At 28.4% G+C, this 25,186-nt stretch carries 21 protein-coding genes, 6 tRNA genes and 1 other RNA gene; 1 reads left to right on the top strand and 27 read right to left on the bottom strand.

The window, feature by feature from the left end:
• Positions 1–64: 64 nt before the first annotated feature.
• The 16 genes from Q6H37_RS00210 to Q6H37_RS00135 form a co-directional block, all read right to left on the bottom strand.
• Complete coding sequence (locus Q6H37_RS00210; protein ID WP_029162304.1) at positions 65–325, bottom strand: pro-sigmaK processing inhibitor BofA family protein; 261 nt, start codon at positions 323–325, stop codon at positions 65–67.
• Between the two features lie 117 nt (positions 326–442).
• Complete coding sequence (locus Q6H37_RS00205) at positions 443–715, bottom strand: YaaL family protein (RefSeq protein WP_007062884.1); 273 nt, start codon at positions 713–715, stop codon at positions 443–445.
• Between the two features lie 60 nt (positions 716–775).
• Entirely contained in the window at positions 776–1,372 is a 597-nt protein-coding gene (gene recR / locus Q6H37_RS00200; RefSeq protein WP_007062883.1) for a recombination mediator RecR, read from the bottom strand.
• Positions 1,373–1,428: 56 nt separating this feature from the next.
• Complete coding sequence (locus Q6H37_RS00195; RefSeq protein WP_032078692.1) at positions 1,429–1,770, bottom strand: YbaB/EbfC family nucleoid-associated protein; 342 nt, start codon at positions 1,768–1,770, stop codon at positions 1,429–1,431.
• A 56-nt stretch (positions 1,771–1,826) separates the two neighbouring features.
• On the bottom strand, positions 1,827–3,452 hold the full coding sequence (gene dnaX, locus Q6H37_RS00190; RefSeq protein ID WP_318738637.1) for a DNA polymerase III subunit gamma/tau: 1,626 nt from the start codon (positions 3,450–3,452) through the stop codon (positions 1,827–1,829).
• A 116-nt stretch (positions 3,453–3,568) separates the two neighbouring features.
• Positions 3,569–3,834, bottom strand: an RNA gene (gene ffs / locus Q6H37_RS00185) — signal recognition particle sRNA large type.
• 11 nt (positions 3,835–3,845) lie between these two features.
• A tRNA-Ser gene (locus Q6H37_RS00180) sits at positions 3,846–3,935 on the bottom strand.
• Positions 3,936–4,154: 219 nt separating this feature from the next.
• A tRNA-Ser gene (locus Q6H37_RS00175) sits at positions 4,155–4,246 on the bottom strand.
• A gap of 3 nt (positions 4,247–4,249) precedes the next feature.
• Positions 4,250–4,687: a nucleoside deaminase gene (locus Q6H37_RS00170; RefSeq protein ID WP_318738636.1), complete on the bottom strand. Its 438-nt coding sequence runs from the start codon at positions 4,685–4,687 to the stop codon at positions 4,250–4,252.
• A 51-nt stretch (positions 4,688–4,738) separates the two neighbouring features.
• Positions 4,739–5,914: a cyclopropane-fatty-acyl-phospholipid synthase family protein gene (locus Q6H37_RS00165; protein ID WP_318738635.1), complete on the bottom strand. Its 1,176-nt coding sequence runs from the start codon at positions 5,912–5,914 to the stop codon at positions 4,739–4,741.
• A gap of 137 nt (positions 5,915–6,051) precedes the next feature.
• On the bottom strand, positions 6,052–6,498 hold the full coding sequence (locus Q6H37_RS00160; protein ID WP_318738634.1) for a MarR family winged helix-turn-helix transcriptional regulator: 447 nt from the start codon (positions 6,496–6,498) through the stop codon (positions 6,052–6,054).
• 849 nt (positions 6,499–7,347) lie between these two features.
• Positions 7,348–8,583 (bottom strand): ABC transporter permease, encoded by a 1,236-nt coding sequence (locus Q6H37_RS00155; RefSeq protein ID WP_318738633.1) that lies wholly within the window; start codon positions 8,581–8,583, stop codon positions 7,348–7,350.
• Positions 8,583–9,737 carry an ABC transporter permease gene (locus Q6H37_RS00150; RefSeq protein ID WP_318738632.1) on the bottom strand — a complete coding sequence of 385 codons (1,155 nt, stop codon included), beginning with the start codon at positions 9,735–9,737 and terminating at the stop codon, positions 8,583–8,585. The genes Q6H37_RS00155 and Q6H37_RS00150 overlap by 1 nt, the downstream gene beginning before the upstream one ends.
• 8 nt (positions 9,738–9,745) lie before the next feature.
• A complete protein-coding gene (locus Q6H37_RS00145) occupies positions 9,746–10,798 on the bottom strand; it encodes an HlyD family secretion protein (protein WP_318738631.1) in 1,053 nt (350 codons plus the stop codon).
• Between the two features lie 32 nt (positions 10,799–10,830).
• Entirely contained in the window at positions 10,831–11,307 is a 477-nt protein-coding gene (locus Q6H37_RS00140) for a MarR family transcriptional regulator (protein WP_318738630.1), read from the bottom strand.
• A 422-nt stretch (positions 11,308–11,729) separates the two neighbouring features.
• A tRNA-Arg gene (locus tag Q6H37_RS00135) sits at positions 11,730–11,806 on the bottom strand.
• A 185-nt stretch (positions 11,807–11,991) separates the two neighbouring features.
• On the opposite strand from Q6H37_RS00135, the gene Q6H37_RS00130 reads away from it, so the two are divergent.
• Positions 11,992–12,879 (top strand): phosphatidylserine decarboxylase, encoded by an 888-nt coding sequence (locus Q6H37_RS00130; RefSeq protein ID WP_318738629.1) that lies wholly within the window; start codon positions 11,992–11,994, stop codon positions 12,877–12,879.
• Here Q6H37_RS00130 and Q6H37_RS00125 read toward each other — a convergent pair.
• The 11 genes from Q6H37_RS00125 to Q6H37_RS00075 form a co-directional block, all read right to left on the bottom strand.
• Positions 12,876–15,650: a PAS domain S-box protein gene (locus tag Q6H37_RS00125; protein WP_318738628.1), complete on the bottom strand. Its 2,775-nt coding sequence runs from the start codon at positions 15,648–15,650 to the stop codon at positions 12,876–12,878. The two genes, Q6H37_RS00130 and Q6H37_RS00125, sit on opposite strands and share 4 nt — an antisense overlap.
• 260 nt (positions 15,651–15,910) lie before the next feature.
• Positions 15,911–16,543, bottom strand: coding sequence for a DUF6198 family protein (locus Q6H37_RS00120; protein ID WP_318738627.1), 633 nt, complete (start codon positions 16,541–16,543; stop codon positions 15,911–15,913).
• Positions 16,544–16,668: 125 nt separating this feature from the next.
• Positions 16,669–16,745, bottom strand: a tRNA-Arg gene (locus tag Q6H37_RS00115).
• A gap of 95 nt (positions 16,746–16,840) precedes the next feature.
• A tRNA-Ser gene (locus Q6H37_RS00110) sits at positions 16,841–16,931 on the bottom strand.
• Between the two features lie 29 nt (positions 16,932–16,960).
• A tRNA-Ser gene (locus tag Q6H37_RS00105) sits at positions 16,961–17,051 on the bottom strand.
• A 61-nt stretch (positions 17,052–17,112) separates the two neighbouring features.
• Complete coding sequence (gene serS, locus Q6H37_RS00100) at positions 17,113–18,393, bottom strand: serine--tRNA ligase (protein ID WP_318738626.1); 1,281 nt, start codon at positions 18,391–18,393, stop codon at positions 17,113–17,115.
• A 94-nt stretch (positions 18,394–18,487) separates the two neighbouring features.
• On the bottom strand, positions 18,488–18,853 hold the full coding sequence (locus Q6H37_RS00095; protein ID WP_318738625.1) for a DUF1667 domain-containing protein: 366 nt from the start codon (positions 18,851–18,853) through the stop codon (positions 18,488–18,490).
• A 20-nt stretch (positions 18,854–18,873) separates the two neighbouring features.
• The gene (locus Q6H37_RS00090) at positions 18,874–20,265 is read right to left on the bottom strand and encodes an NAD(P)/FAD-dependent oxidoreductase (protein WP_318738624.1); all 1,392 of its coding nucleotides are present in this window, start codon (positions 20,263–20,265) and stop codon (positions 18,874–18,876) included.
• Between the two features lie 33 nt (positions 20,266–20,298).
• Complete coding sequence (locus Q6H37_RS00085; RefSeq protein ID WP_318738623.1) at positions 20,299–21,129, bottom strand: L,D-transpeptidase; 831 nt, start codon at positions 21,127–21,129, stop codon at positions 20,299–20,301.
• A 146-nt stretch (positions 21,130–21,275) separates the two neighbouring features.
• On the bottom strand, positions 21,276–23,990 hold the full coding sequence (locus Q6H37_RS00080) for a UPF0182 family protein (RefSeq protein WP_318738622.1): 2,715 nt from the start codon (positions 23,988–23,990) through the stop codon (positions 21,276–21,278).
• A 6-nt stretch (positions 23,991–23,996) separates the two neighbouring features.
• The gene (locus tag Q6H37_RS00075; protein ID WP_318738621.1) at positions 23,997–25,160 is read right to left on the bottom strand and encodes a DUF362 domain-containing protein; all 1,164 of its coding nucleotides are present in this window, start codon (positions 25,158–25,160) and stop codon (positions 23,997–23,999) included.
• Positions 25,161–25,186 lie beyond the last annotated feature (26 nt).

Below are 25,186 nucleotides of genomic sequence, written 5' to 3'. Positions count from 1 at the left end.
CATGTCCATATAAAAATAGCAACTAAAACTAATAGTGTTCTACTAATTTAGCTGCTAAATAACTTTATAAAAATAATTTAAAAATAATAAGAAATATAACACCTGGTATTCCTAAAAATCCTGCAATAAGTGCTGTTATAGCATTAATTCCTATGTAAAAATTAAAATAACTCCCTATTATATTAACTATTATAAGTAATACAGCTCCTAGCACCGCATTAATTACTAGTTTGAATAATATCTTTAAAGGCCAAGAAAATATTTTTACTAATATGTATAGTCCTAAAATGGCAATTAAAAAATATCCTATATATTGAAAATCCATAACTTTTTCCCCCAAAATTTTGTTATTACTAAATTTATATTCTTATATTATAAAAGTATTAACAAAAATGAAAAGTAAAAACTAAAAAAGTCTTTACTTTTATTTCTGTTATTTTAACTATCCTACCTTTACTTCTTGCAATATATCACTGGAAATAACTTTTAAATTACTCTTTTTTGCTTCATTTAATAAATAAGCATATTTAGCTTTTGCTGCTTCTTCCATATATATAGCATAATCTACAAGCCTAGGATCATTAACTAATTCAAAATATCCTACTGCATTTTTCAAATCTTCTCTTGCTTTATCTATTGCATCCAATAATCTCTCTTGCTCTTCAGTATACATATTCTTTCCAGTTATATGTGCAAGTATTTCTTTTCTATTCATAAAAACCTCCTATTTTGTGTAGTACTTATAATAATTGACACAAAATAGACTTAATATTCATTATATCTCTTTTCTTCCTTCTATAGCCTTAGCTAAAGTTACTTCATCTGCATATTCAAGATCTCCACCTACAGGAATACCATGTGCTATTCTAGTTACTTTAACTTCTAACGGCTTTAATACTTTTGATATATACATAGCAGTAGCTTCTCCTTCAATATTTGGATTTGTAGCTACTATTACTTCTTTTACTTCTCCATTTATTCTTCTAATAAGTTCTTTTAACTTTATATCTTCAGGACCTCTTCCAGCCATAGGAGATATATTTCCATGAAGCACATGATAAACTCCATTAAACTCCTTAACCTTTTCTATTGCTATAATATCTTTAGGTTGTTCTACAACACATATAGTACTTTTGTCTCTATTTGGATTAGAGCATACTGCACAAGGATCGCTGTCTGTAAAATTACCACATATAGAACAATACTTTATTGTTCCTCTAGCTTTAATTAAAGCTTCAGCAAATTCTTTAACCTCTTCTCCAGGTAAATTTAAAACATGAATTGTTAATCTTTGTGCTGTTTTATACCCTATCCCTGGTAGTTTAGCAAACTCTTCTATAAGCTTTTCTATTGCAATTGGATAAAAATCCACCTTTTTTCACCTCAACTTAAAACCCCATCTTTAAAAGATGGGGTTTTCCATATTTTTTAGAACATTCCTGGCATATTCATTCCACCTGTTAATTTTTTCATTTCTGAAGCAGTTTCTTCTTCTGCCTTTTTCAATGCTTCATTACATGCACTTAAAACTAAATCTTGAAGCATTTCTACATCATCAGGATCAACAACTTCAGGCTTTATTTTTATATCAATTATTTCTTTTTTACCATTTGCTACTGCAACTACTGCACCACCGCCAACTGTTGCTTCAAACTCCTTATTTTTTAAATCACTTTGCATATCTTCCATTTGCTTTTGAAGTTTTTGTGCTTGCTTCATTAAGTTATTCATGTTTCCTCCACCGAAATTAGGAAATCCACCTTTTGCCATAATTAATTCCTCCTTAATTCACTTTACATAATTTCAATTATACCATATTTTTTTGTTTATTCATCAATTATTTCTACTATATCTTCTCCAAAAGCATCCTTAATTACTTGCTCTGGTGAATCATTTACACCATTCATATTTTGAAAATCTATATGATACTGTACTCTTACTTTTTCTTTTAATACCTCAGAAAATATAGCTTCTACAATTTTTCTATTTTCATCTTTTTCTAATCGTTCCTTATTGAAAGAATAATCTTTGTCATATCCAATAGTTATTATTCCTTTATCACATGCATCAACTTGACCTGTAGTTAATGCTGCAAATAAAACCATATGTCGTTTACTTTTAAAAGCTTCCAATATGTCCTTCCAACTTCTTTTTACTATATCCACAGTAAGTTTTGAATAAACATTTTGTTCCATTACAGGTTGTGCTGCTTCCTTAACTACATCCTTTTTAGTTATGTTTTTCTTCACTTCATGTTTTGTTGTTTTAGGAGTATTCCTTTCATAAGAAACCTTTATTTCTCCTTCTCTTATAGCTTCTTCTAGTCTATTCAACCTTGCAAGTATAACTTCTTTTGAAGTATCATATTCTATTTTACACATCTTTATTACTGCCAGTTCTAAATATATCCTACTTTGTTTTGTCCATTTTGATTGTTCTTCTGCATCTTGAAGTATTCTTATATTTCTCATAATTTCTTCTGATTTTATTTTTTTAGATTGTTCCTTCAAAAGTTCTATATTTTCCTCAGACATATCTAAAATTTCTTCAGGTTCTTTTGAAACCTTTACCATTAAAAGATTTCTTAAATGGGTAATCATATCTCTAATAAAGTTATAAATATCCTTACCACTAAGAACTATATCATCAATTACTTTCATGGACTCTTCTACATTTTTATCTATTATACTATCTGCAAGTTTTATCATATTTTCATTAGTAACAAGTCCAAGCATACTTACAACTTCCTCATATTGTACCTTTCCACCACCCATAGATATTGCTTGATCTAATATACTTAAGGCATCTCTCATAGCACCATCACTCATTCTAGCTATTAAATTTAAACTTCTATCATCTGCAAAAACGCCTTGTTCTTTAACTATATCCCTCATCCTGCCAAAAATATCTGAACTTTTTATTCTCCTAAAATCAAATTTCTGACATCGTGAAAGTATAGTAACTGGAAGCTTTTGTGGATCTGTTGTAGCAAGTATAAATATAACATTTGAAGGTGGTTCTTCTAATGTTTTTAAAAAAGCATTTACTGCTTCAGCAGTTAACATATGAACTTCATCCATTATATATACTTTATATTTACCCTCTTGAGGCGGATACTTTACATTTTCTATAACATCCTTTATATCCTCCAAACGTCTTTTAGATGCTGCATCCATTTCTATAACATCAATAGAAATTCCTGAATTTATCTTTTTACACATATCACATTCATTACAAGGTTCTCCATCCCTCAAATCTGTGCAATTCACTGCTTTAGCTAAAATTTTAGCTGTAGAAGTTTTTCCTGTACCTCTTGTGCCTGAAAAAAGATATGCATGTGCTATTCTATTATTCCTTATTTGATTTTTTAACGTAACAGTTATATGCTTCTGTCCCACTACATCATCAAAAATTCTAGGTCTCCATTCTCTATATAATGCGGTATAAGCCATTAAATCACCTTCTTCTAACTTTCTAACTACCTATATTATACATTAATAAACACTTAATAGTTAATATAATAAAAAAAGACACCATATGGTATCTTTTATTCAAGTCATTATTAAAGTCGTGCACCTTGCTTTGTCTGATAAAATATGAGCGTTACCCATATAGTTAACTCAAACCAGGTTTATCCACGGCACACGAAAATGATCACTTACCGCTGCTTCCTTCCGGACCTGACGGGGTTCATGAGTTTTCGTTGCGTGGGACCCAGTTCTCAACGCCACTTTTATGGGCCAGACCCCACATTTTATAGCCTAAGCAAGGAATTCAATCCTGCTATAGCGGATTGCAGGTTACAGGGCACCGCTATCTCCCCATCTAGCACGACAAAGATTAAATGGCGGAGAAAGGGGGATTCGAACCCCCGGTAGAGTTTCCCCTACACACGCTTTCCAGGCGTGCTCCTTAAACCACTCGGACATCTCTCCATAATTGATTTACTCATAAAAAATATTAAATTACAATGTTCAGACACTTAAACCATTATCAGAACAAGCATTATTATACTATTAATTTTTGTATAATTCAATACTTTTGATAAAAGTTTTAATATCCTATATTTCGTATTTTATCAAAACTTATTATAATATGTAAAGAAGAATCCCAAAGTCTAGTAATTCAAGACTTTTAGGCAATTTTTATTATTTTGGCGGAGAGAGGGGGATTTGAACCCCCGGTACGGTATTAACCATACAATTGATTTCGAGTCAATCACCTTCGACCACTCGGACATCTCTCCATATTATCTTTTTTTACTAAAAAACTCTTCTAGTATATTACTGCATTTTTCATCATAATTCCAGTAAACATTTGTCCACCGATTCAAATTATCATTTTGAAGTATGTTTATTACAGAACCACAAGCTCCTGTATTAGGTTCAAATGTTCCTATATATACATTGCTTATTCTAGACTGAAGTATAGCTCCTGCACACATTGGACATGGCTCTAAAGTAACATACATACTACATCCATTTAATCTCCAATTATTAGTATACTGTGAAGCTTCCTTTATAGCAAGTATTTCTGCATGAGCTAATGTATCCTGCAAAGTTTCTCTTAAATTATGAGCTCTAGCTATTATAATATTATTTTTAACTATAACAACTCCTACAGGTACTTCTCCTAAAACTAATGATTTTTCTGCTTCTTTTATAGCTTCTCTCATAAAATTTTTCATATAACATACCCCTAATAATAATTCAATTATCAATTTAAATATAATGTAAGATTACGCATACATATACTCTCTAGTCCATGGTAATTCATTATTTACACCTTTTACAAATAAAAATTGGTGAATATCAATATTACCACAATTAAAGGATGCTGCACAAGCATCTAAGTATAATCTCCACATTCTTATAAAAGTTTCATCTTTTGTTTTTCTTATTTCAGGTAATGCATTTTCAAAATTTCTTGCCCAATGCTCTAAAGTTCTTCCATAATGTCTTCGAAGGCTTTCCACATCATTTAAATAAAATTTATATTCTGTCATATTATCAATTAATTCTTTAACTGAAGGTATATATCCACCTGGGAAAATGTGCTTATCTATCCATGTATTAGTTCCACCTTCACCTATGGCTGTAATACAATGAAGCATAGAAACACCCTTTTCATTTAATAAATTATTTACTGCATTAAAGTACTCTCCTATATGTTCTTTTCCTACATGCTCTACCATACCAACACTAACTATTCTATCAAATTTTACATTTTCTAATTCCCTATAGTCTGTAAGCTTAACTTGAACTAAATCTTCTAATGCCTCATCTTTTATTCTTTCATTAACTTTAGCAAATTGTTCTGAACTTAAAGTTATTCCCATAGCTTTTACTTTATACTGTTTTGCTGCAGTAATGATTAATTCTCCCCATCCACAGCCTATATCAAGTAAAGTTTGTCCTTCTTCTAAACATAACTTTTTAAGAATATGTTTAACTTTATTTTTTTGAGCTGTTTCTAAGGAATCATCATTAGATTTAAAATAACCACAAGAATAAGTCATTGTACTATCTAACCACAATTTGTAAAAATCATTTCCAATATCATAATGATGTTGAATATATTCCTTACTATTTTTAATAGTATTTGACATTCTCTTAATTAAATCCATATATTTATTGCCATTACTTAAAAAACTTTCTTTATTATTATACAAAGATTCGATAACCTTTTGAATATCTCCTTCTATATCTAACTTTTTAGTCATGTACCCTTCTCCAAATGTAATAAAGGGATCTCTAATTATATCTGCTTTAGAAATATGTTCATTAAAAACTATGGTAAACTTACTTTCACCTTCCCCATACTTTTCTACTTCTCCATCCCAAAACCTTACTTCACAAGTATCTGAAAATAGGTTTTTAAATAGATTTTTGTAAAATATTTTGTCAATACTCATAATACTACCTCCTAATTTCATTATTTATATAACATTGCTATTTAAATTAATATGATAAATATATTAGTTATATCATTAAATTTATATAAAATATTATTCTGCAATTACCTAATAAAAAAATTACTACAAGTAAAATATCAAACTCTATTCAAATTATTTATAATACGATTCAATACATCATAAAGATTTTCAATATCAGATTTAGGAATATCCTTCAATGCTTCTTCTAATAATGTAAATGCCTCATTATGAAGTGCTTGTCTCATTTGTTTTGATTTTTCTGTTAAACAAATCAAATTCGTTCTTCTATCATTTGGATGCTGTACTTTTTTAACAATATCATTCTTAATCATATTATTAATTATACGGGAAACACTTGGTTCATCCTTAGTTGTAAGTTTAGAAATTTCATTTTGCTGTAATTCACCATGCTCATATAAGTATGTAAGTATTGTGTATTGTTCTGGAGTTATATCATATCCACAAGATTTAAACTTTGAACTTATGCGATTAGATATTAATCTAAAACTCATATTTAAAACCTGGCCAAGCTTTTGTATATCAGAATTATTTTTTATTTCCAAGTAACCACCTCTTTTAAAATATGTAATATATCACCATTTAAGTATATTTCAAAATACTTGTTTATGCAAGTATTTTGAAACAACAGTATCACAATACAATCCTACACCCTAGTAATCATTTTTTTATATTTACTAATTTCATTATAGTACTTTATGCTTATTTATCAACCATACTAGTTTTATGCAAATTCACTACTATACTGGCTATTTTACTATATTAACTGCTTTATTTTCTTATTATTTTACTATATTTGTTATCCCTTAAGATGCTTTTTTGTTCATTTGACACTTTTTATATTCTTTTCTCTATTTATAGCATTTCCATCTAACGAGATATAAGTTGAATTTTATCATTTAAAATATATAAAAAATATACTATAGTTTCAATCATAAAACTATAGTATATCTTTTAGAATTACGCTTTCTAAATTAATGTTTGACAAAGACAACATTAATAGCTTTAATTAAAGCTTCAATTTTATCACCTTTTTTAAATCCAGTATCCTCTAAGCTTTCTTTAGTCATTACAGACGTAACGATAGGAGAGTCATCTCATCCATCAACTGACATCTTTATCTGAGCCATAACAGCATCAGATTTTATTTCTTCAACCTTACCTACTAATTTATTTCTTACACCTGCTTCCATGATTAAGCATCTCCTTTCTTTAGATCAATATTAGTATTTATAATAATTGCCTTTTTATTTATAACTTTTATTTATACAATTTATAATCTGAAGTTATAAATAAAAAAGTTCAATGAAAATTACATCTTTTAGGCACTGCTTTTTATAATTTATTTTTCAGAACCGTAATATTACTAATATCAATTTTTTGAAATTCTATACTTATATTACATCTTCTTGTACTACACCTTCTTGTATTACATTTTCTTGCAATATATCTTCTTTTGAAATACCTTCCTTTGGTATTTTGCTATTTTTATATTTCATAAAAGCAATTCTAGCCGAATACATCGCAAGTCCTATTGGTAACCAAAGTGCACCAAACTTAAGCTCATTTTTTAAATAAGGAAGCATAAGATCCCAGCCTAATCCTTTTAAATTCAACATTTTTAATCCCATAGTCATATGCCTGAATGGCCACAAACTATTGAGAGCCTCAGACATTCCACTTGGCAGCAGATAATCTGGAAATATAATACCGCAGGTTAGAAATATAGGTATATTTATCAAATTAAACAATAGTATAAAATAGCCAAGGTTATCCATAAATGATGTAAAAACTAATCCCATAGCTGTAAGGTTAATAAAAAATAAACTCATTAAAACAATATATATTAATGTATCGCCGCGAAGAGGTACACAGAATAATTTATCAACAATACATAAGCAAGTGAAAATTACTATAATACATATAGCAGAATATAGTAATAGTCTTTCTATAAGACCAATTACAGCTTTTACACCTTCTTTTGAACGCATCTTAATATGTGCAAATTCTTCTTTCTTTTTTATTAAAGCAGGTACTAAAAGTACTGGTACAAAAAATCCTTGATTAACTAAAGGTATCAAAGTATAAATTAAATATCTAAGATAACTACTTTGTGGCTCATAAAGTATACGTTCAGCATAAGAAAAGTTTAAAACAGCTTGTTTGGATTGGTATGGAACCATACCATTTCCCTGAAGAACGCTTATTTGAGCACCAGCATTTATAGTACCTAAAACCTCACTAGCATATCCTGAAATACTGGCTTCTTTAGGAAGACTAGTTCCATCTATTAGTATTAGAGCACTAGGTGACTTTGCCAAACTTACATCTTTTTCAAAATGCTTAGGTATTATTATACCTCCATTTACTCTACGATCTTTTATTGCTTTTTCAAGTTCAGTATCTGAATCTGCATAATAATTAACATTTAAACCTGGATTAATTTTAAGCTGTTGTACAACAGTTCTTGACAAATTTGAGTTATCTTTATCAACTACACCAAAGGGAATATTATCTATATAAGGGTTAGACATAGCATAACCAAAAATAAGTGTTGCTACAATAGTAAGTATAATAGTCTTAAGTAAGGGGCTTCTTTCTTCTTTTAATATTTTAAAAAAACTCTTCATCATATTATCACCTCTGCATCTTGACTATTAATGATACTATTTTTCTCGTTTATTTTAATATTTTTAAGTTTTTTAGCCTCTTTCATTTTATATAAAAGGAATGTAGTAACCCACATGAAAATCATAAATTTAGTAAGCCAGAATATATTAGATAAGTTATCTTGAAAATCTCCCCCAATAAGTGATAAATCTCTTAGAGGTATGGCATAGTAGTAAAATGGAATATACTTAGCTATCATAGGAATAATAGCAGGCATAGCTACAGTTGGAAATGTGTATCCAACCAAAAATAGAGTTATAGCTATTGGACCTGTTAAACCCAGTGCATCTATCTGGTTTCCATTAAACAAAATACTTAAAAGTACTCCCACAAATGTCATTCCTATACAAAAGAGAATAGTTAACATAATTCCTGCTCCAACAGAACCCCTATAAGGCAAGCCAAAATATTTGCAATAAATTGCATATACAATAAAAACTGAAATTGATGCTAGAAGTCCAACCATAATACCTTTAATCCATATTTTTTTATAGCTATTACCTTTGTTTATTAATAAAATTACAACTATAATCATCCCAACTTGAATCGTATTAATTGCGAATCCTGGAATGAAAAAATTAAACATATTTTCAGTAGGATTTCCTATAACTCTGGAATTATAACGTATTGGATTGATATAATTTGCAGCTACTTCTGGCATTAATCCAAGTTTTCCCTCTGCTACACCTATTAAATATGCTGATTTAATGGTACCAAGAATCTGTGCAACCCTTGTTCTACTAGAAGAAGTCATAGCCATTTGTGCCCCATCATAAACAACCATAATTTTTGGATTGTTACCATCAGTTAAATCCTTTGAAAAGTGTTCAGGAATAATAAATCCTATAGCTACTTTTCCTTTATCTATTAAATCTTTAACATCATTATCAATCTGACTATATGCAACTACATTAAATTTTGAATTTGTCTTTATTTCCCTAACAAAAGCTTGAGTTGATAAAGAGTTATCATGATCTACAATAACAGTTGGAATTTTGCTAAGTGAATGAGCACTAAATTCAAGTGCTAAAACAATAGCCCCTCCAATACCAAGTATAAGAAACATTAAAATAGGAATTATCATGTACTTAAATCTTAATATTTTTTCTTTCATGATAATCATCACTTCTTTCCAAAATCAACAAAGGCTGTCATTCCTGCATGAAGTGGTTTATTCACATCAGTTAATTCAACTTTAACTCCATAGGATAATATATCAAATTCCCCATTATCATTTGTTGCCCTTTTAACTGCAAAATCAGCATCCTTATTGATTCTAACTATTTTACCTTTAAATTGTTGATTAGGGTAACTAGAAAGTTTTACAGACACTTCTCCATTTAACTTAACTTTTGAAAGATCTGTTTCTTTTACATTACACTCAATCCAAGGTGCAGTTGTATTTGTCATTACTAGAAGAGGCATTCCTGTAGATACTAATTCACCAACCTCTACATTTAACTGATTTACAATTCCATCTGCTGGTGCTGTGATTGTTGTATCAGCAATATAAGTTTGTACTTCACTTTGTCCACCTTCAGCTTGTTTAATCTGGGCTTGATATCCCTGTATTGTTGCATCTGCTTGACTTACTTGTGCTTGTAATGCTGCTATATCTTCAGTCCTTGCTCCATCTTTAGCAACATCATATTGCTTTTCATACACATCCATAGCTGTTTTAGCTTTATCTAAATCTTCTTTAGCTGCGTAACCTTTACTATATAATCCGTTTACTCTATCATACGTAGATTTCGATAAATCATATTGAGACTTAGCTTGAGCAATTTCCTCTGGTCTTGCTCCATTTTGAGCCTTCTGAAGTTGTGCTTGTGCTGCTGATTTTGCTGCTTCTGCTGCTTTCATTTGTCCCGTAGCTGCATCAATTTGAGCTTTTGATTGAGCTTCCTTTGCAACTAGAGTACTATTATCTATAGTTATTAAAACCTGTCCATTTTTTATGCTGTCACCTTCAGCTATCTTTATAGCTGTTATTTTTCCTGCAACTTTTGAATTTATATTTACTTCTTTAGTTTCTATGTTTCCTTGAACAATTAAGTGGTCGCTTTGCTGTTTTACTATTTTATCCCCCGTTAAAACAACATTCTTACTACATCCTGAAAACAAACCTGTTGTAATTGTTAGAGCTAATACTAATGCAATCTTTTTTCTTTTCATATAAATCCTCCTAAACCAACTAATATATTTACTTATAAGAACCTGTTAGTTAAACGTTGTCTAATTTTTACAAGTGACTCATGTAGAATGTGCATCTCTTCTTCTGGTAAAACACCTAATAAAGAAGCTATAATATTTTCTTTATCTGGCAATATCTCAGCTAAAATTTTCTTTCCCTCTTCTGTTATACTAATCTTTGTATACCTCCTATCATTTTCATCTTCCTGTCGTATAACAATTCCTTTTAATGTCATTCTATCAATTAAAGTTGTTACACTAGGTTTCTTTACTCCTAATTTCTTACTAAGAGTAGATGAGGTACTTCCTTCATCACCACATAAATATAAGTAATATAGAACCTTGAATTGTGCCTGTGTTAATTCAAACTTTTTATAGCCTTCTTCACCAATTTTATTTATTAATTCTGATATTTTAACAATCTCGTCAGTTACCTCAAAAGTTAACTTCATTGGATCAATCTTAATTAAATCGGTATCTTTCTTATTCATAAACAACACTCCTAAAATGTTTTTTCATATTATTTTTCTAACATTATTAATTTAATATACTGATAATCATATAAACATTGGTTATCACAACTAATAGTTAGATTAACTAACTATTAGTTATACTAACTATTATACACATTATTATATTAGTTGCAATATCAATAATTGGAAATTAATATTAATAATTTGTAACTTTCAATTTTAATTCTCCAAAATAAAAAATATATAGTTCAAAGATATAATGCAGTATTTATGCTCAAAGTAGTTGAACTAGGAAGGTTAGCATATTGCTATTACTTAAGTGTGGAAGGTAAGATGAGTATTTAAAAATTAACGACAATCTATGCCAATTTTAATTAAAGCATAAATATTTAAAGACAACAAAAAGTCTTGTAACCATTATGATTACAAGACTTTACATTTGGTGCGCCCGAGAGGAATCGAACCCCCGGCACGCGGTTTAGGAAACCGCTGCTCTATCCTACTGAGCTACGAGCGCATATAAATATATTACTTTATTATTTTATTACAATCTATTATAAAAGTCAATTTTCTGAAAGTACAAAAGTTAATTTTCTTATATAGCCTAATTATTTTTTAATATTTTGTGTTAAATTTGACATTTTACAAATAATAAATGATAATTTAAATTAAGAATTTTACAAATAGAAGGAGTACAGTTTTATGATTAAGTACTATAATAGAAAATCAAAAAAATATGAAATTGAACAAGTTGCTGGAGATACTTATCTTAACTGGATTTATTCATCTCCTATAGGAATGACACTTTTAGAATTGCTGTTTAAGAAAAAAATCTTTTCTAAATTATATGGCAACTTTTGCGATAGAAAAGCTAGTAAAAAAAAGATTATTCCTTTTGTTAAAGATCTTAATATAGATATGTCCTGCTGTGAAAAAAAAATAAATGATTTTGAATCTTTTAATGATTTCTTTACAAGAAAATTAACACCATCATCAAGGCCTATAGATCCAAATAATGATTCCGTAGTATCTCCTGGTGATGGTAAACTTCTAGTTTATGAAAAAATTGATTTAAATAATGTATTAAATATAAAAGGATATTCTTACAGCTTATATGATCTTATAAAGAACAAAGAAACTGCTGATATTTTTAAAGGAGGTACTTGTATAATTTTAAGGCTATGTCCTACAGACTATCACAGATTTCACTTTGTAGATAATGGTATTTGCTCTTCTACTAATAAAATTAAAGGTGATTACTATTCTGTAAATCCTATAGCTTTAAAAAAAATACCTGATTTGTTTTTTCGAAATAAAAGAGAATGGTGCACTTTTCATTCAGAAAATTTTGGTAAAATATTACACATAGAGGTTGGTGCAACTTGTGTTGGATCAATATTACAAACATATACTCCTAACAAAAGTGTAAAAAAAGGTGATGAAAAGGGATATTTTAAGTTTGGTGGTTCTACTACAATATTGTTTATTGAAAAAGGTAAAATTGTAATTGATAATGAATTAATTGAACAGACTAATAAGGGATATGAAACACAAGTATTTATGGGTGAAAAAATAGGAAAGAAAATTTAATTCTTTCCCATTTTTTGAATCTTATTTAATACACTTTTTAATCTTATAATTTCTAACTGAACTCTCTCAAAAGTCTTTTTCGCATTATTTAAATCATTATTTTTAGCCATCTTCTCAAGCTCATCAACTAAAGCAAATACAGACTTAGCTCCTAAGCTTCGTAATGCTTGCTTTAAATTATTAGATTTTACTTGAAGTTCGCTAGAATCGCTTTTTTCTATAGCCTCTCTTATATCCCTCACTTGTTCAGGATAAGCTTGGAAAAACACTTCAATTAATTCTTTAAAAAGCTTTTCCTCTCCTCCTGTAATATCAATAACTTGATCTAAATCTAAAATTGCTTGTTCACCATAATTAATTTTATTGCTTTTTATCATTTGTTCAGCTTTTGAATACACCCCAGTTATATCTTCCAAATTACATATACATTCATTAGCACCAACTTCTAAAAATCTTTCCTTGATATCTTCCCCTGAATCTTTGTTTATAACTATTATAGGTAAATGAGCTTTTATGTTTTCTTCATGTTCTTTGTTTCGAATTTGTTTAATTAATTCAACTACATCCATTTCATTATTTTCAACATTAGTAATAAACATATTAATTTTATTATTTTCTAATATATTAAAAATTTCTTTTTTAGTAGACCCATAAAAAATATTACACTTTCTTTTTTCAACTAAATTACTAATGAACTTGTTGTTGTTCATATTTCTCTCTGATGATATAAGTACATTTACCTTATTTTTATAATTTTTGTTTATATTATTTTTTACATTATCAAAAAACTTATAATCACAATGGTTATTTACTGATTCATTTCTATCTTCTATGTTCAACGCATTTTTAATCACATCACATAATTCTGATTGCTTTATAGGTTTAACTAAATAATTAAATAACCCCATTTGTTTGCACTTACTTTTACTTTTATTTAATTCCATACTTGAAAGCATCATAATTATTGGATTAGTAATATTCATTTCCTTCTTTAGCTTACTTGCTAATGTAAAACCATTCATGCCTGGCATAAGTTCATCTATTATAATAACATCAAAATGCTTGTTAAGTTTTGCATATTCCCTAACAACACTAAGTCCTTCTTCTGCATTAGCTACAAATCTTACTCCCATTTCTAAATCATTAAGCATGTTATAAACGATGGTCCTATTAGTCTTATTATCATCAACTAAGAGCACATTTAAATCTTTTAAGTAATTATACTTAATTATTTCTTGTTTATACTGCTGTAATTTAAAATCTAAAGTAAAATAGAAGCTAGTTCCCTTTTTATATTTACTCTCAAACCATATGTCTCCATCCATTAATTCTATCAACTGTTTTGATAAAATTAATCCTAATCCATTCCCTGCGTATTTTTTTAATTTACAATTACCTACTCCATTAAAATACTTATTTAACTTGTTTATATTCTCTTCGGTCATACCAATACCTGTATCAATAACAGAAATTTTTAAACTAATTCTATCTAATTTATCTGTTACCTTTTCTACATATACTGCAACCTCTCCCTTTTCAGTAAACTTTATTGCATTCCCAACTATATTTATAATGATTTGTTTAAGCTTGAAATAATCTCCTATTAAGTTTTCATCTACATCTGAATGTATATATATCATGAGTTCCAAATTCTTTTCATGAGCACGTATAGCCAAAGCATCCAAAGTTTCATATATTATATCTTTAATATTAAATTCAAACTCTTCAAGCATTACCTTACCAGATTCTATCTTAGAAAAGCCTAACATATTATCTACTATCTTAACAAGTGACTCTGATGATTTTTTAATAATACTCATATACTCATTTTGTTCTTCATTTAAACTAGTATTAAACAACATTACATCTGTCATATCTATTATAGAATTCAGTGGATTCTTTATCTCATTACTCACATTAGCTAAAAATTCACTTTTAGCTAACTTTGCAGACTCCACTTCTAGCTTGAATTTTTTCAACTCTTCTTCTAATTCTTTTATTTTTGTAATATCTTTTGCTACAATTATAGCACCAGAAACATTACCATTTTCATCATACAATGAGTTATATATGAACTTAACCCAAAGATAATGACCATTTTGCTTTCTAAATCTTAGCTCTTGTCCAGTGCTACTTTTATCTATAAATCCTCTATTAAAAGAACTCATAGTTTTATCCAAATCTTCAGGATGAATATTACTAAATATATACTTTCCTATTAGGTCTTTTAAATTATACCCCAGTATTGGCTTAACTGAAGGACCTACATATTGTATTTTACCATTAATATCTATTTTACATATTAAATCTTTCATACTTTCGGTAATTTCTCTTAAACTTTTTTCACTATTTTCAAGTTCTTCTGATACTTTTTTTGAGTTAGTAATATCATCTAATATAACTATAGTACCTATGAAATTATCGTTTACTCTTATCTTTTTAAGCTTTACTTTAAAAAATAAATTATCATTATATGACTTATACTCTTTTATAAAACTAATTTCAGAATAGTTTCCAGAACAAAAATATTTTAATTCATCTTCTATCCATGAGAACTTTTTCTTTTCATTTAAATTATCAACCTTCACATTAAAGTCTATAACTTTGAATAATTCAGTAGCTGTATCATTTACATTACTTATTACATTTTGATCATCTAAAATAATAACTGGATTAGGGATACTTTGAAATATAGATAAGTATTTATTCTTTTCATCGATGAACTTTAAATTCCACTTCTTAACCTTTGCTGTTTCAATAAATTTCTTCATAGTTATCTCCTAAATCTAACAAAAAATTTATCACGTTAAATTAATAAAAAATTAAAACTTTCTTAACTTTTATATTAATTTTATGATTTATAACCAATAATGTCAATATATACATTTGAAGTACATGCCAAAATAAAAAATCCATAAAACTAATGTTTTACAGATTTTTAATTCTATAAGCAATTAGTAGCTCATATTAATATACTTTATTCCATTCTATATTTAGTAATGAAATCACATTACAGTTATTATGTTACATTTTAATTTACAAGTGCAAGCATCTGATTTTTAAAAAGAAGATTAACCAATGCAATAACACGTCCTACGCCAAGTACTGCCACTAAAGTTCCTATACCAATTCCAATAACATTTCCCGTAAATATCATTGCAATAATTACAGTAATAAGAACACTAGATATATCTATAATATTCTTTGCAAATCCAAGTCCTTTTCCTATCCTCTCCCCTAGTGCTTGTGTAAGTCCATCGGCAGCATTAGGCACAATCCTCATTTCAATTGAAAGTGCTGCTCCAACTCCAGTAAGTGTAATTGCTACCAAAAGTAAAATCATATTCTTTATTAAACTGTCACAATTTATATTTATCATATTATTGAAAATGTTGATAATCCAACTGAATGCAATACTCATAGGAACTTGTAGTAAATCAAATATACGAAATTTCTTTCCACGAAGCAATGCTTGTCCAGCTACACATAGTATATAAATACATAGTGTAGCATTTCCTAAATTTATTTTCCAAATCTTTGATATGGAATAAGGTATTGAGATAATTGGCGATACTCCCAAGCCTGTTTTTGTATTTAATATAATTCCCAATGCAAGTATTATAAGTCCAATACAATACATCAATCCACGATAAAAATTCTTCATACATACTCCCCTATTCTTAACTTTTCTTAAAAATAATTTAATTATCTTATATACTTTAGAATTTGTATTAAATTACATTAATGTATATAAAAAAGACTTTCCAATAACTTGAAAAGTCTTAATAATGGTGCGTCAGAGAGGATTCGAACCCCCGACCAACTGGTTCGTAGCCAGCTACTCTATCCAACTGAGCTACTAACGCATATTTAACATAATTATATTAACACAAATATAAAAAAAAATCAATTTTATATTGTTTAATTTACAAAGCAAAAGCACCTAATATTAGGTGCTCTATGGCGGAGAAAGAGGGATTTGAACCCTCGCGCCGGTTACCCGACCTACGCCCTTAGCAGGGGCGCCTCTTCGGCCACTTGAGTATTTCTCCATGCCCTACATTTATAAATTATTATAATATGGCGGAAAGATAGGGATTCGAACCCTAGGTACGGTCACCCGTACGCCGGTTTTCAAGACCGGTGCCTTAAACCAACTCGACCATCTTTCCACGTCTGTTGACATGTATTATTATATCAACATAACATATACATGTCAACACTTTTTTTATATTATTTTATTTTCTCTTTACTTCCCATATATTGTCTTAATACTTCTGGGATTATTACACTTCCATCTGCTTGTTGATAATTCTCAAGTATTGCAGCCACTGTCCTTCCTGCAGCCAATCCTGATCCATTTAATGTATGAACATACTGTGGCTTATCCTTTGAAGTTTCCTTATATTTTATATTAGCACGCCTTGCTTGAAAATCCTCAAAATTACTACAGCTTGATATTTCTACAAATTTATTGTAACTTGGCATCCATACTTCTATATCGTACTTTAAAGCTGCTGTAAATCCTAAATCTCCTTTACATATCTTAACTACCCTATAAGGAAGACATAATCCTTGTAATATTTCTTCTGCATCATTAGTTAACTTTTCAAGTTCATCATAAGATTGTTCAGGTTTTGTAAACTTAACAAGCTCAACTTTATTAAATTGGCGCTGTCTTACTAAACCTCTTGTATCTCTTCCAGCTGAACTTGATTCTGATCTAAAACATGCACTATATGCAACATGTTTTATGGGTAAATCTTCACCTTTTAGAACTTCACCCCTATAAAAATTAGTTACTGGAACTTCCGCTGTAGGTACTAAAAAGAAATCACTATTTGAAATTCTAAATGTATCTTCTTCGAACTTAGGAAGCTGACCTGTTCCTACCATACTACTGCTATTCACCATATATGGTGGAAACAATTCTTCATAACCATGTTGTTCCGTATGCACATCTAAAAAATATGTTATAACTGCTCTTTCAAGTCTAGCTCCTAATCCTCTATAAAATGTAAACCTTGATCCTGCAACCTTTCCTCCTCTTTCAAAATCAAGTATATTAAGATCTGCTCCTATATCCCAATGAGCTTTTGGAGTAAATTCAAACTTAGTAGGTTTCGACCATCTTCTTATTTCTACGTTATCTGAATCTGTTTCCCCTTCTGGAACTGATATATGAGGTATATTAGGTATCCTAAGCATTATGTATTGAATTTTACTATCTACTTCTAAAAGTTCAATATCAAATTGCTTTATTTTATTTGTCAAACTATTTATTTCACTAATAATAAAATCTGAGTTTTTACCTTCCTTTTTTAATTTTCCTATTTGAATTGAATCTTGATTTTTTTTATTTTTTAATACTTCAACTTCAATTAGTATCTTTCTTCTTTTTTCATCTAAATCTAATACTTCATCTATGATTTTTTCTTCAAAATGTTCCCCTCTATTTTTTAATGCTTTTTTAATTTCTTCCTTATTTTTTCTTATCCTTTTTAAATCTAACATAAATTTTTCCCCCTTGAAGTTTTAACCAAAAAGCCTCTCATTCCCAAAAAGAGGATGAAAGGCTCTGTACCATAATTAACTAAAACTTTTCATTTTACTTATTAATTCTAACCATAGTTTTAGTAGAAACTATGTCCACCCCAGTATTTAAGATATTTTTACAAACTATATCTCCTTGTCTCATTGGTGCACCTACATAAAGTCTACTTAATGCTTTAGAACATTCTACCCATAACTTCTTGTCTAATGGCTTTGTACTTTTTACTGAAATTACATTACCATCTGCACCCTTTATCCTTACTAAAGTAGTAAAAATATCTTTATTATTATTAATTTTAAAATTTGCATATTCTTCACCTATATTACACAAATTACCTGAAACTTCTATTGAATCATCATATTTATCTATTCCTAATATGCATTTTTTATTGCATTTATCACAAATAATCTCTTTTATCAATTTAAGCTTCCTCCAAATTATTATATATCATCAAACTCTTTAATTCTACTTATCATAATTTTTGAGTTTTTAGAATCTTTAACTATATCGGTAATTTTCTTATCAGTTTCTCTCGCTAATATTGATGATATTTTATTTAAACATTGAGCTCCCATACAGCTTCCAAATGTTACTCCTGTTCTTCTCTTTATGCCTTCTATTGTACGTGCTCCTAAAGGCCTTCTAATGGAATCTATTATTTCTCCCTCACTTACCTTTTGGCAGTTACATATTATTTTACCATACTTTTTATTTAACTTTATAATTTCTTTTCTCTCATTATTTGATAAATATCTAAATCTATAAAAATCTCTTCTTTTATCTACAAAGTCCTTTTTTAAAACACAATTTAAATTACTTACTATAGTCTCACAAACGATTTTAGCAATAGCAGGTGTTATTGTAACCTGACTATAATTTTTTCCTGTGACCTTGACATATCCTTTATCAATTAGGCTATCATCTATTATTAAACTATCATTAAAAAATAATGACTCATAAAAAGCACCAATACATTCTTCATCTATATTACCCATAAAATTAGATATCTTTTTTATACTTTCTTCATAGGTTATATTTTCATCTGTTTTTATTGCTACTACATATCCTCCATCAACTGTAGGAATTGTATATAATTTATTTTCACTCTCATTTAAAGTGGATAATATATTTTTAAAATTTGCCTTAAATTCTTTTTCCAATAAAAAATATTTTAAATTACTTCTATTTTTATTTACTTTATTAGAACTATCTACACTATAGTTTTCTCCTGGAGTAGTATTTAGTACTGTAGTGCACGTAAATTTATTTTTATTTGTAATTACACTAAATCCTTTGGATATTTTTTGTATGTCCAAAACCTCTTCTTGTAATTTAAAGTTTACTCCATTATCAAATGCAATTTCTCCATAAGCTATTGCAAGATCATAAGGAGAAATTACTCCTGTATTTTTAGAATAAAGAGCCTTTCTTACATCTATATTTAAATTTGGCTCCATTTCATATACCTGCTCTTTATCTAATAAATATATTTCTTTTATTCCTCTTTTTATTGATGTGTTATACATATTGTTAAGTTTTTCTTCGCCCTTTTCATCCTCAGCAACAATTAAATATCCACATTTTTCAAAATTAACATTAAATTTATCCGAGATTTTTCCAACAATATCATTACCCATAACTTGTAATTTTGATATCAAAGTATCTTCAGCTTCACATCCATCATATACTACAGAACAATTAATAAGGGCGACATCATCTGCTATATCATAATCTTTCTCAATAAGGGCTATATTTAAATTATACTTTGAAAGCTCATATGCAGCAGCACAGCCTACTATACCTCCGCCTAATATCAATACGTCATAATCCATAGTTAACCTTCCTTTCAAAGATTTACAGTAATTCTAGTAATGTATAATTACTGCTGAATTCTCAGGAATATTTTTATATATCCATTCAGCATCTTTTACAGATATTCTTATACATCCATGAGAACATGGAAAACCTATCTTTTTCCTTTCATCTTCTATTATATTACCTTTTTCATCAACTGGTATAGAATGTATTAGATAATTTGAAAAAAATTTAATATAATATCTTGCTCCTTCTTTGTATTTATTACTGTAAAAATATTCTCCTTTGTTTTGAACATAAAATATCCCTAAAGGTGTTTCAGTATCCTGATTCCCCATAATTCCTGTAGAACATGAAATAGTTCTTATTGTATTATCGTTTTTTATAACATTTATATTTTGCTTGATTAGATCAACATCTAATATATAATCTGTTTTTTTATATACTATTCCTTTTAAGTTATCCTTATTATTTTTTATCCATCCTCTTTTTCCACACTTATTTTCTTCACAATAAATATAACCATTTTCACTTTTATAAGCTACTACTACATCATTTTTAGCTAATTGAAATAGCACCTTACCCTTTCCTGAATTATCAGTGTAAACATCTACCTTATTAGCTGCTATATAATAAGTTTTCTTAAAACATGTATTTGAAGAAAATATAGCTACATCCTCTGTAACTGTTTTTTTATCTAAATTATTCTTATCGCTGCTATTGTTTATAGTTTTTTTATCTGAATTACTTTTATCATTATTTTTATTTAAAGTTTCTGTATTTACCTTACCTTGTGAATTATCATCAAACTGTACCATAAATGCTGGAGCAAAAATAAAAATACAGGTAAGTATAAAACTTAAAATTATAGTTTTTTTCAATGCAAATACCTCCAATTAGATACTTTATTTGTATTATTTGCACATAATCTATAATTTAAACCTGTATTTCCAAATTTTAATATAAAACATCACTGCAATTTCATGACATCACATTATTTTTTCTCTAATAATTTTCTTGTTTTTGGTTACTTTCCTAATTGATTTATTGTTTCTCCAAGTTGCTTTATATATTCACCATATTTAGCCCAATCTCCACTTTTTTGTGCTTCCATGGCTTTATCATATAATTCTTTAGCTGTCTTTAAATTTTGGACTTTTTTAGTAGTATCTTCAGGAGCTTTATTATCACTTGATTCATCATTTTTATTTTCATTCTTATAATTAAATACTTGTTGAAGAGCAGCTTCTACATTTTCTGATAGCACTATTTTATCACCATAAGAAACTATAACTCTTTTCATTTCTGGTATACTATTTTTACCACTAGCTCTTAAATACATAGGTTCTATATATAACAATGAATTATTTATTGGAACTATCATTGTATCTCCAAATTGTACTTGAGATCCATTCTTATTCCATAAAGCTAATTCTTGAGATATTGTAGTATCCTGATTTATCTTTTGTTTAAACAAATATGGACTGTATATAGTTTTTTGAGGAGGAAACTTGTACAATACCATTTTACCGTAATTATCATTATCCATTCTTGCTCCAAACAAGGCTACCATGTTATCTTTGTTTTTCATATTAAAATATTGTAAAAGAATCATCTCTTCACTTTTCTCATTTGGAAGCTTCATAACTACATATGGTGACTCCATTGTATCTTTTTCTCCATCTATTTGTTTTTGATTCTTTGCTACTTCCCATAAATCTTCTCCATTATAAAAAACGCCTGGATCAGTCATATGATATTTTCCTAAAACACTACATTGAATTTTAAATAAATCTTGTGGATATCTAAAATGCTGCTTTATATCATCAGATAAGGTTCCTAAATCTTTAAATAGCCCAGGAAATATCTTAGCATAGCTTAAAATAATAGGATCATTCTTGTCCATCATATAAAAATTCGTAGTTCCATCTGATGCATCTATTACTACTTTAACAGAATTCCTTATATAATTAATATTATCTTGTGGTTGGGAAAAAGGATATCTATCAGAAGTAGTATACGCATCCAGAATCCAATAAAGTTTCCCATTACTTATAGTAATATAAGGGTCTGAATCATACTTTAAAAATGGTGCTATTTTTTTTGCTCTGTCAGTTATATCTCTATTTATGAGGATTTTACTTTCACTTGTTATGTCCCTAGACAAAATAAAGTTGAAATCTTTTTGATTAGCTGCAAAAAATATCTTATTTAACAATGTCATTTTTATACCTGCAGGACCATTATAATTATTAGTTTGGTTACTTCCACCTTTAGGATAATCAAATTCACTTATCTTAGTATCTACTATAGCATAATCATCTGTTTTTTCTCCAAAATATATTCTTGGATTTTGAAGTTTGATATTAGTACTATTTTCAGGAGGTATATTCTTTATTAGAAAATCAGGCTGTCCTTCTGATGTTACTGTATTTACTTTGCTCATTACCACTCCATATCCATGTGTATATACTAAATGAGAATTTTGCCATGTATTAGGTTCTAAGGATTTACTATTAACTTCCCTTGCTGCTATAAATACCTGATTAATCTTACCATTGATATTATACCTATCTACATTTATGTCTTTAAATCCATAATAATATCTTATATTTTGAACTTGATTATAAAATTCTAATGCAGGTTTAACAGAATTTATTCTTATATTATCTATAGTCTCTTTATTATCTTTTATATTTTCTTGGGTTAAGTTCTCTTTTACTTCAAAAGGTTTTGCATCAATATCATTGATATTAAAAGCTTTTCTTGTATAATCTATATCATACTTTATATAAGGTTGTTCCAAAGTTTTTTCATTTGATTTAACAATAAAGTTCTGTACTCCATTAGATACAAATCCTTCTATTACAACTAAACCAACTATTGCAGCAATAGACATTATTATAGGTTTTGCCTTTGAAGTAATCACACTCCAAAAAATAATTATAGCTGCAATAAGTGCTACTACTACAATAACCTTATAAAATAACAACGTTATATGAGTATCTGTATAGCTGGCACCAAATGCAACACCTCTACTACTATATACTAAATTAATAGCTTTCAATATGTACCCTAAAGAAACACATATCATTATAAGGAAAGAAACAATTGCTAATTGTTTACCTGCAAATCTAGTAAGTCCATTATTAAAAATGCTTACATTACTAAACTTGTTTCTAAAGTTTTTCCTTGAATAAATTCTATCCTTAGCACTTAACATAAAATAAGTTACTAAAGTAACAATTACCAAAAGTATCAGTAAAGTCACTACTTCCGCATAAATAGATTCTACTAAAGGAAGTTTAAATATATAAAAAGATACATCTAAATTAAAAATAGGATCCTTTACATTGAATTTTACTGAGTTAGTAAATTGTAATATCCTGTACCAATAAGTTGAAGAAAATACATAAGATATTATAAAAGATATTATTGTGTTAATTATAAAAAATACTTTTCTTTCAATAATGGTTTTTCTAGCATTTACTTCTACAACCTTCTTAAATTTAATAATGCTAAGTCTTAAACTTTTATAATATATCCATATACCTATAAAACTAATTAAAAACATAGGTATCATAAGTTTAAAAACTGCTACTATTTTAGTAAAATAAATAGATAAATATCCTACTTCCTTAAACCATTCTATATTTACTATAAAATTTATAATCTTTCCTACAGAAAAAAGACCTAAAAATATTATAAATATAGTTGTAATAAAAATCAGTTTTCTTTTCACTTTTAATCACCTCTTATTCATCCTTAATATTTTTCCAAGAGTTGAATATTTAGTTTCTATTGCACCACAAGGACATAATTCTTGGCAACAAAAACATCTTATACACTGTTTCATATTCCACACAGGATACTTTTTTCCTTCTTTTTCAATTATTTTTATTACTTTTGGATTTTCTGGGCATACTTGTAAACACCTAGCACATCCAATACACTTTTCTTTTATAACAACAGGATCTGGTGCAATTAGATCTCTTAAAAAATTAGTAACCTTCGGACTTATAAAATAAAAATTTCCTCCTTCCCTGCAAAGTTCAAAATCTTTTACTACCATATCATTAACTTTTTCACCTAAAACCTGTATATTTTTTTCAAAAACCTCTCCCCAATTGTTATCATATGCTTCTTTTAACACTGGTATATCCAATGGATTATCATATCCTATCAACTTTGTTGCAATAGAATCAACTGCAGTTAAACTTTTACCCATAATTAGTGTGTTCATCTTTTTAGGTTTTCCACTTTTGGGCCCATTTCCTTCCATGGCAATAATACCATCTAATATGGCAAAGCTTGTATTAACTAATGTATTCAAATCTAAAAGCATTTTACAAAAATTATTGGCATTTGGCATTCTAGTATGCCATGTAGCTTTTAAAGTACCTGGTATACATCCAAATTGATTTTTTACAGCTCCAGTATAATAAGCCATTGCATGAGTCTTTAATTTTGGTAAAGTTATGAGTACATCAGATTCATAAGGAGCCTTAGCTATGGTCCATGACTTACATAGTATAGATTTATCTAATTTTGCATGTACAGATTCTTTAAAATCTTCAAACTTTACATTATATTTTTGGGCCACTTCTAAAAGTCCTGATCTTTCAGCTGCTTTATTAGAATCTCCAAATCCAGGTGAATCACCAAAGGATATATTAGATGAATAATCTTTTACAATCCTTATTACAGCTTCAAATACATTGACATTTGTAATTACAGGTGAACCTGCTTGCTCTATAGATAACATATTAGGCTTTAATAAAACTTTACTATTATAAGGTATAAGTTCTCTTAAAAAACTGTCACCACCCAATAAACCAAAACCTTCTCTTAATTTTTTTTCTATAATGTCTACATCATAAGTTTCACATTTTAATAATGCTACTTTTTCCATAACCTATCTCCATTCTTAACAAATTT

The organism is Clostridium sp. JS66 (assembly GCF_033561535.1).
GTDB classification, from domain to species: Bacteria; Bacillota; Clostridia; order Clostridiales; family Clostridiaceae; genus Clostridium_AM; species Clostridium_AM carboxidivorans.
The sequence above is the reverse complement of the archived record's forward strand: the minus strand, read 5'-3'. Positions and strand labels throughout refer to the sequence as shown.

Bases quoted from the DNA above. Each gene is read 5' to 3' on its own strand.
- Q6H37_RS00210 (WP_029162304.1), bottom strand. From the start codon at position 325: ATGGATTTTCAATATATAGGATATTTTTTAATTGCCATTTTAGGACTA.
- Q6H37_RS00205 (WP_007062884.1), bottom strand. From the start codon at position 715: ATGAATAGAAAAGAAATACTTGCACATATAACTGGAAAGAATATGTAT.
- Q6H37_RS00195 (WP_032078692.1), bottom strand. From the start codon at position 1,770: ATGGCAAAAGGTGGATTTCCTAATTTCGGTGGAGGAAACATGAATAAC.
- dnaX (WP_318738637.1), bottom strand. From the start codon at position 3,452: ATGGCTTATACCGCATTATATAGAGAATGGAGACCTAGAATTTTTGAT.
- Q6H37_RS00170 (WP_318738636.1), bottom strand. From the start codon at position 4,687: ATGAAAAATTTTATGAGAGAAGCTATAAAAGAAGCAGAAAAATCATTA.
- Q6H37_RS00165 (WP_318738635.1), bottom strand. From the start codon at position 5,914: ATGAGTATTGACAAAATATTTTACAAAAATCTATTTAAAAACCTATTT.
- Q6H37_RS00155 (WP_318738633.1), bottom strand. From the start codon at position 8,583: ATGAAGAGTTTTTTTAAAATATTAAAAGAAGAAAGAAGCCCCTTACTT.
- Q6H37_RS00150 (WP_318738632.1), bottom strand. From the start codon at position 9,737: ATGAAAGAAAAAATATTAAGATTTAAGTACATGATAATTCCTATTTTA.
- Q6H37_RS00145 (WP_318738631.1), bottom strand. From the start codon at position 10,798: ATGAAAAGAAAAAAGATTGCATTAGTATTAGCTCTAACAATTACAACA.
- Q6H37_RS00140 (WP_318738630.1), bottom strand. From the start codon at position 11,307: ATGAATAAGAAAGATACCGATTTAATTAAGATTGATCCAATGAAGTTA.
- Q6H37_RS00130 (WP_318738629.1), top strand. From the start codon at position 11,992: ATGATTAAGTACTATAATAGAAAATCAAAAAAATATGAAATTGAACAA.
- Q6H37_RS00125 (WP_318738628.1), bottom strand. From the start codon at position 15,650: ATGAAGAAATTTATTGAAACAGCAAAGGTTAAGAAGTGGAATTTAAAG.
- Q6H37_RS00120 (WP_318738627.1), bottom strand. From the start codon at position 16,543: ATGAAGAATTTTTATCGTGGATTGATGTATTGTATTGGACTTATAATA.
- serS (WP_318738626.1), bottom strand. From the start codon at position 18,393: ATGTTAGATTTAAAAAGGATAAGAAAAAATAAGGAAGAAATTAAAAAA.
- Q6H37_RS00090 (WP_318738624.1), bottom strand. From the start codon at position 20,265: ATGGATTATGACGTATTGATATTAGGCGGAGGTATAGTAGGCTGTGCT.
- Q6H37_RS00075 (WP_318738621.1), bottom strand. From the start codon at position 25,160: ATGGAAAAAGTAGCATTATTAAAATGTGAAACTTATGATGTAGACATT.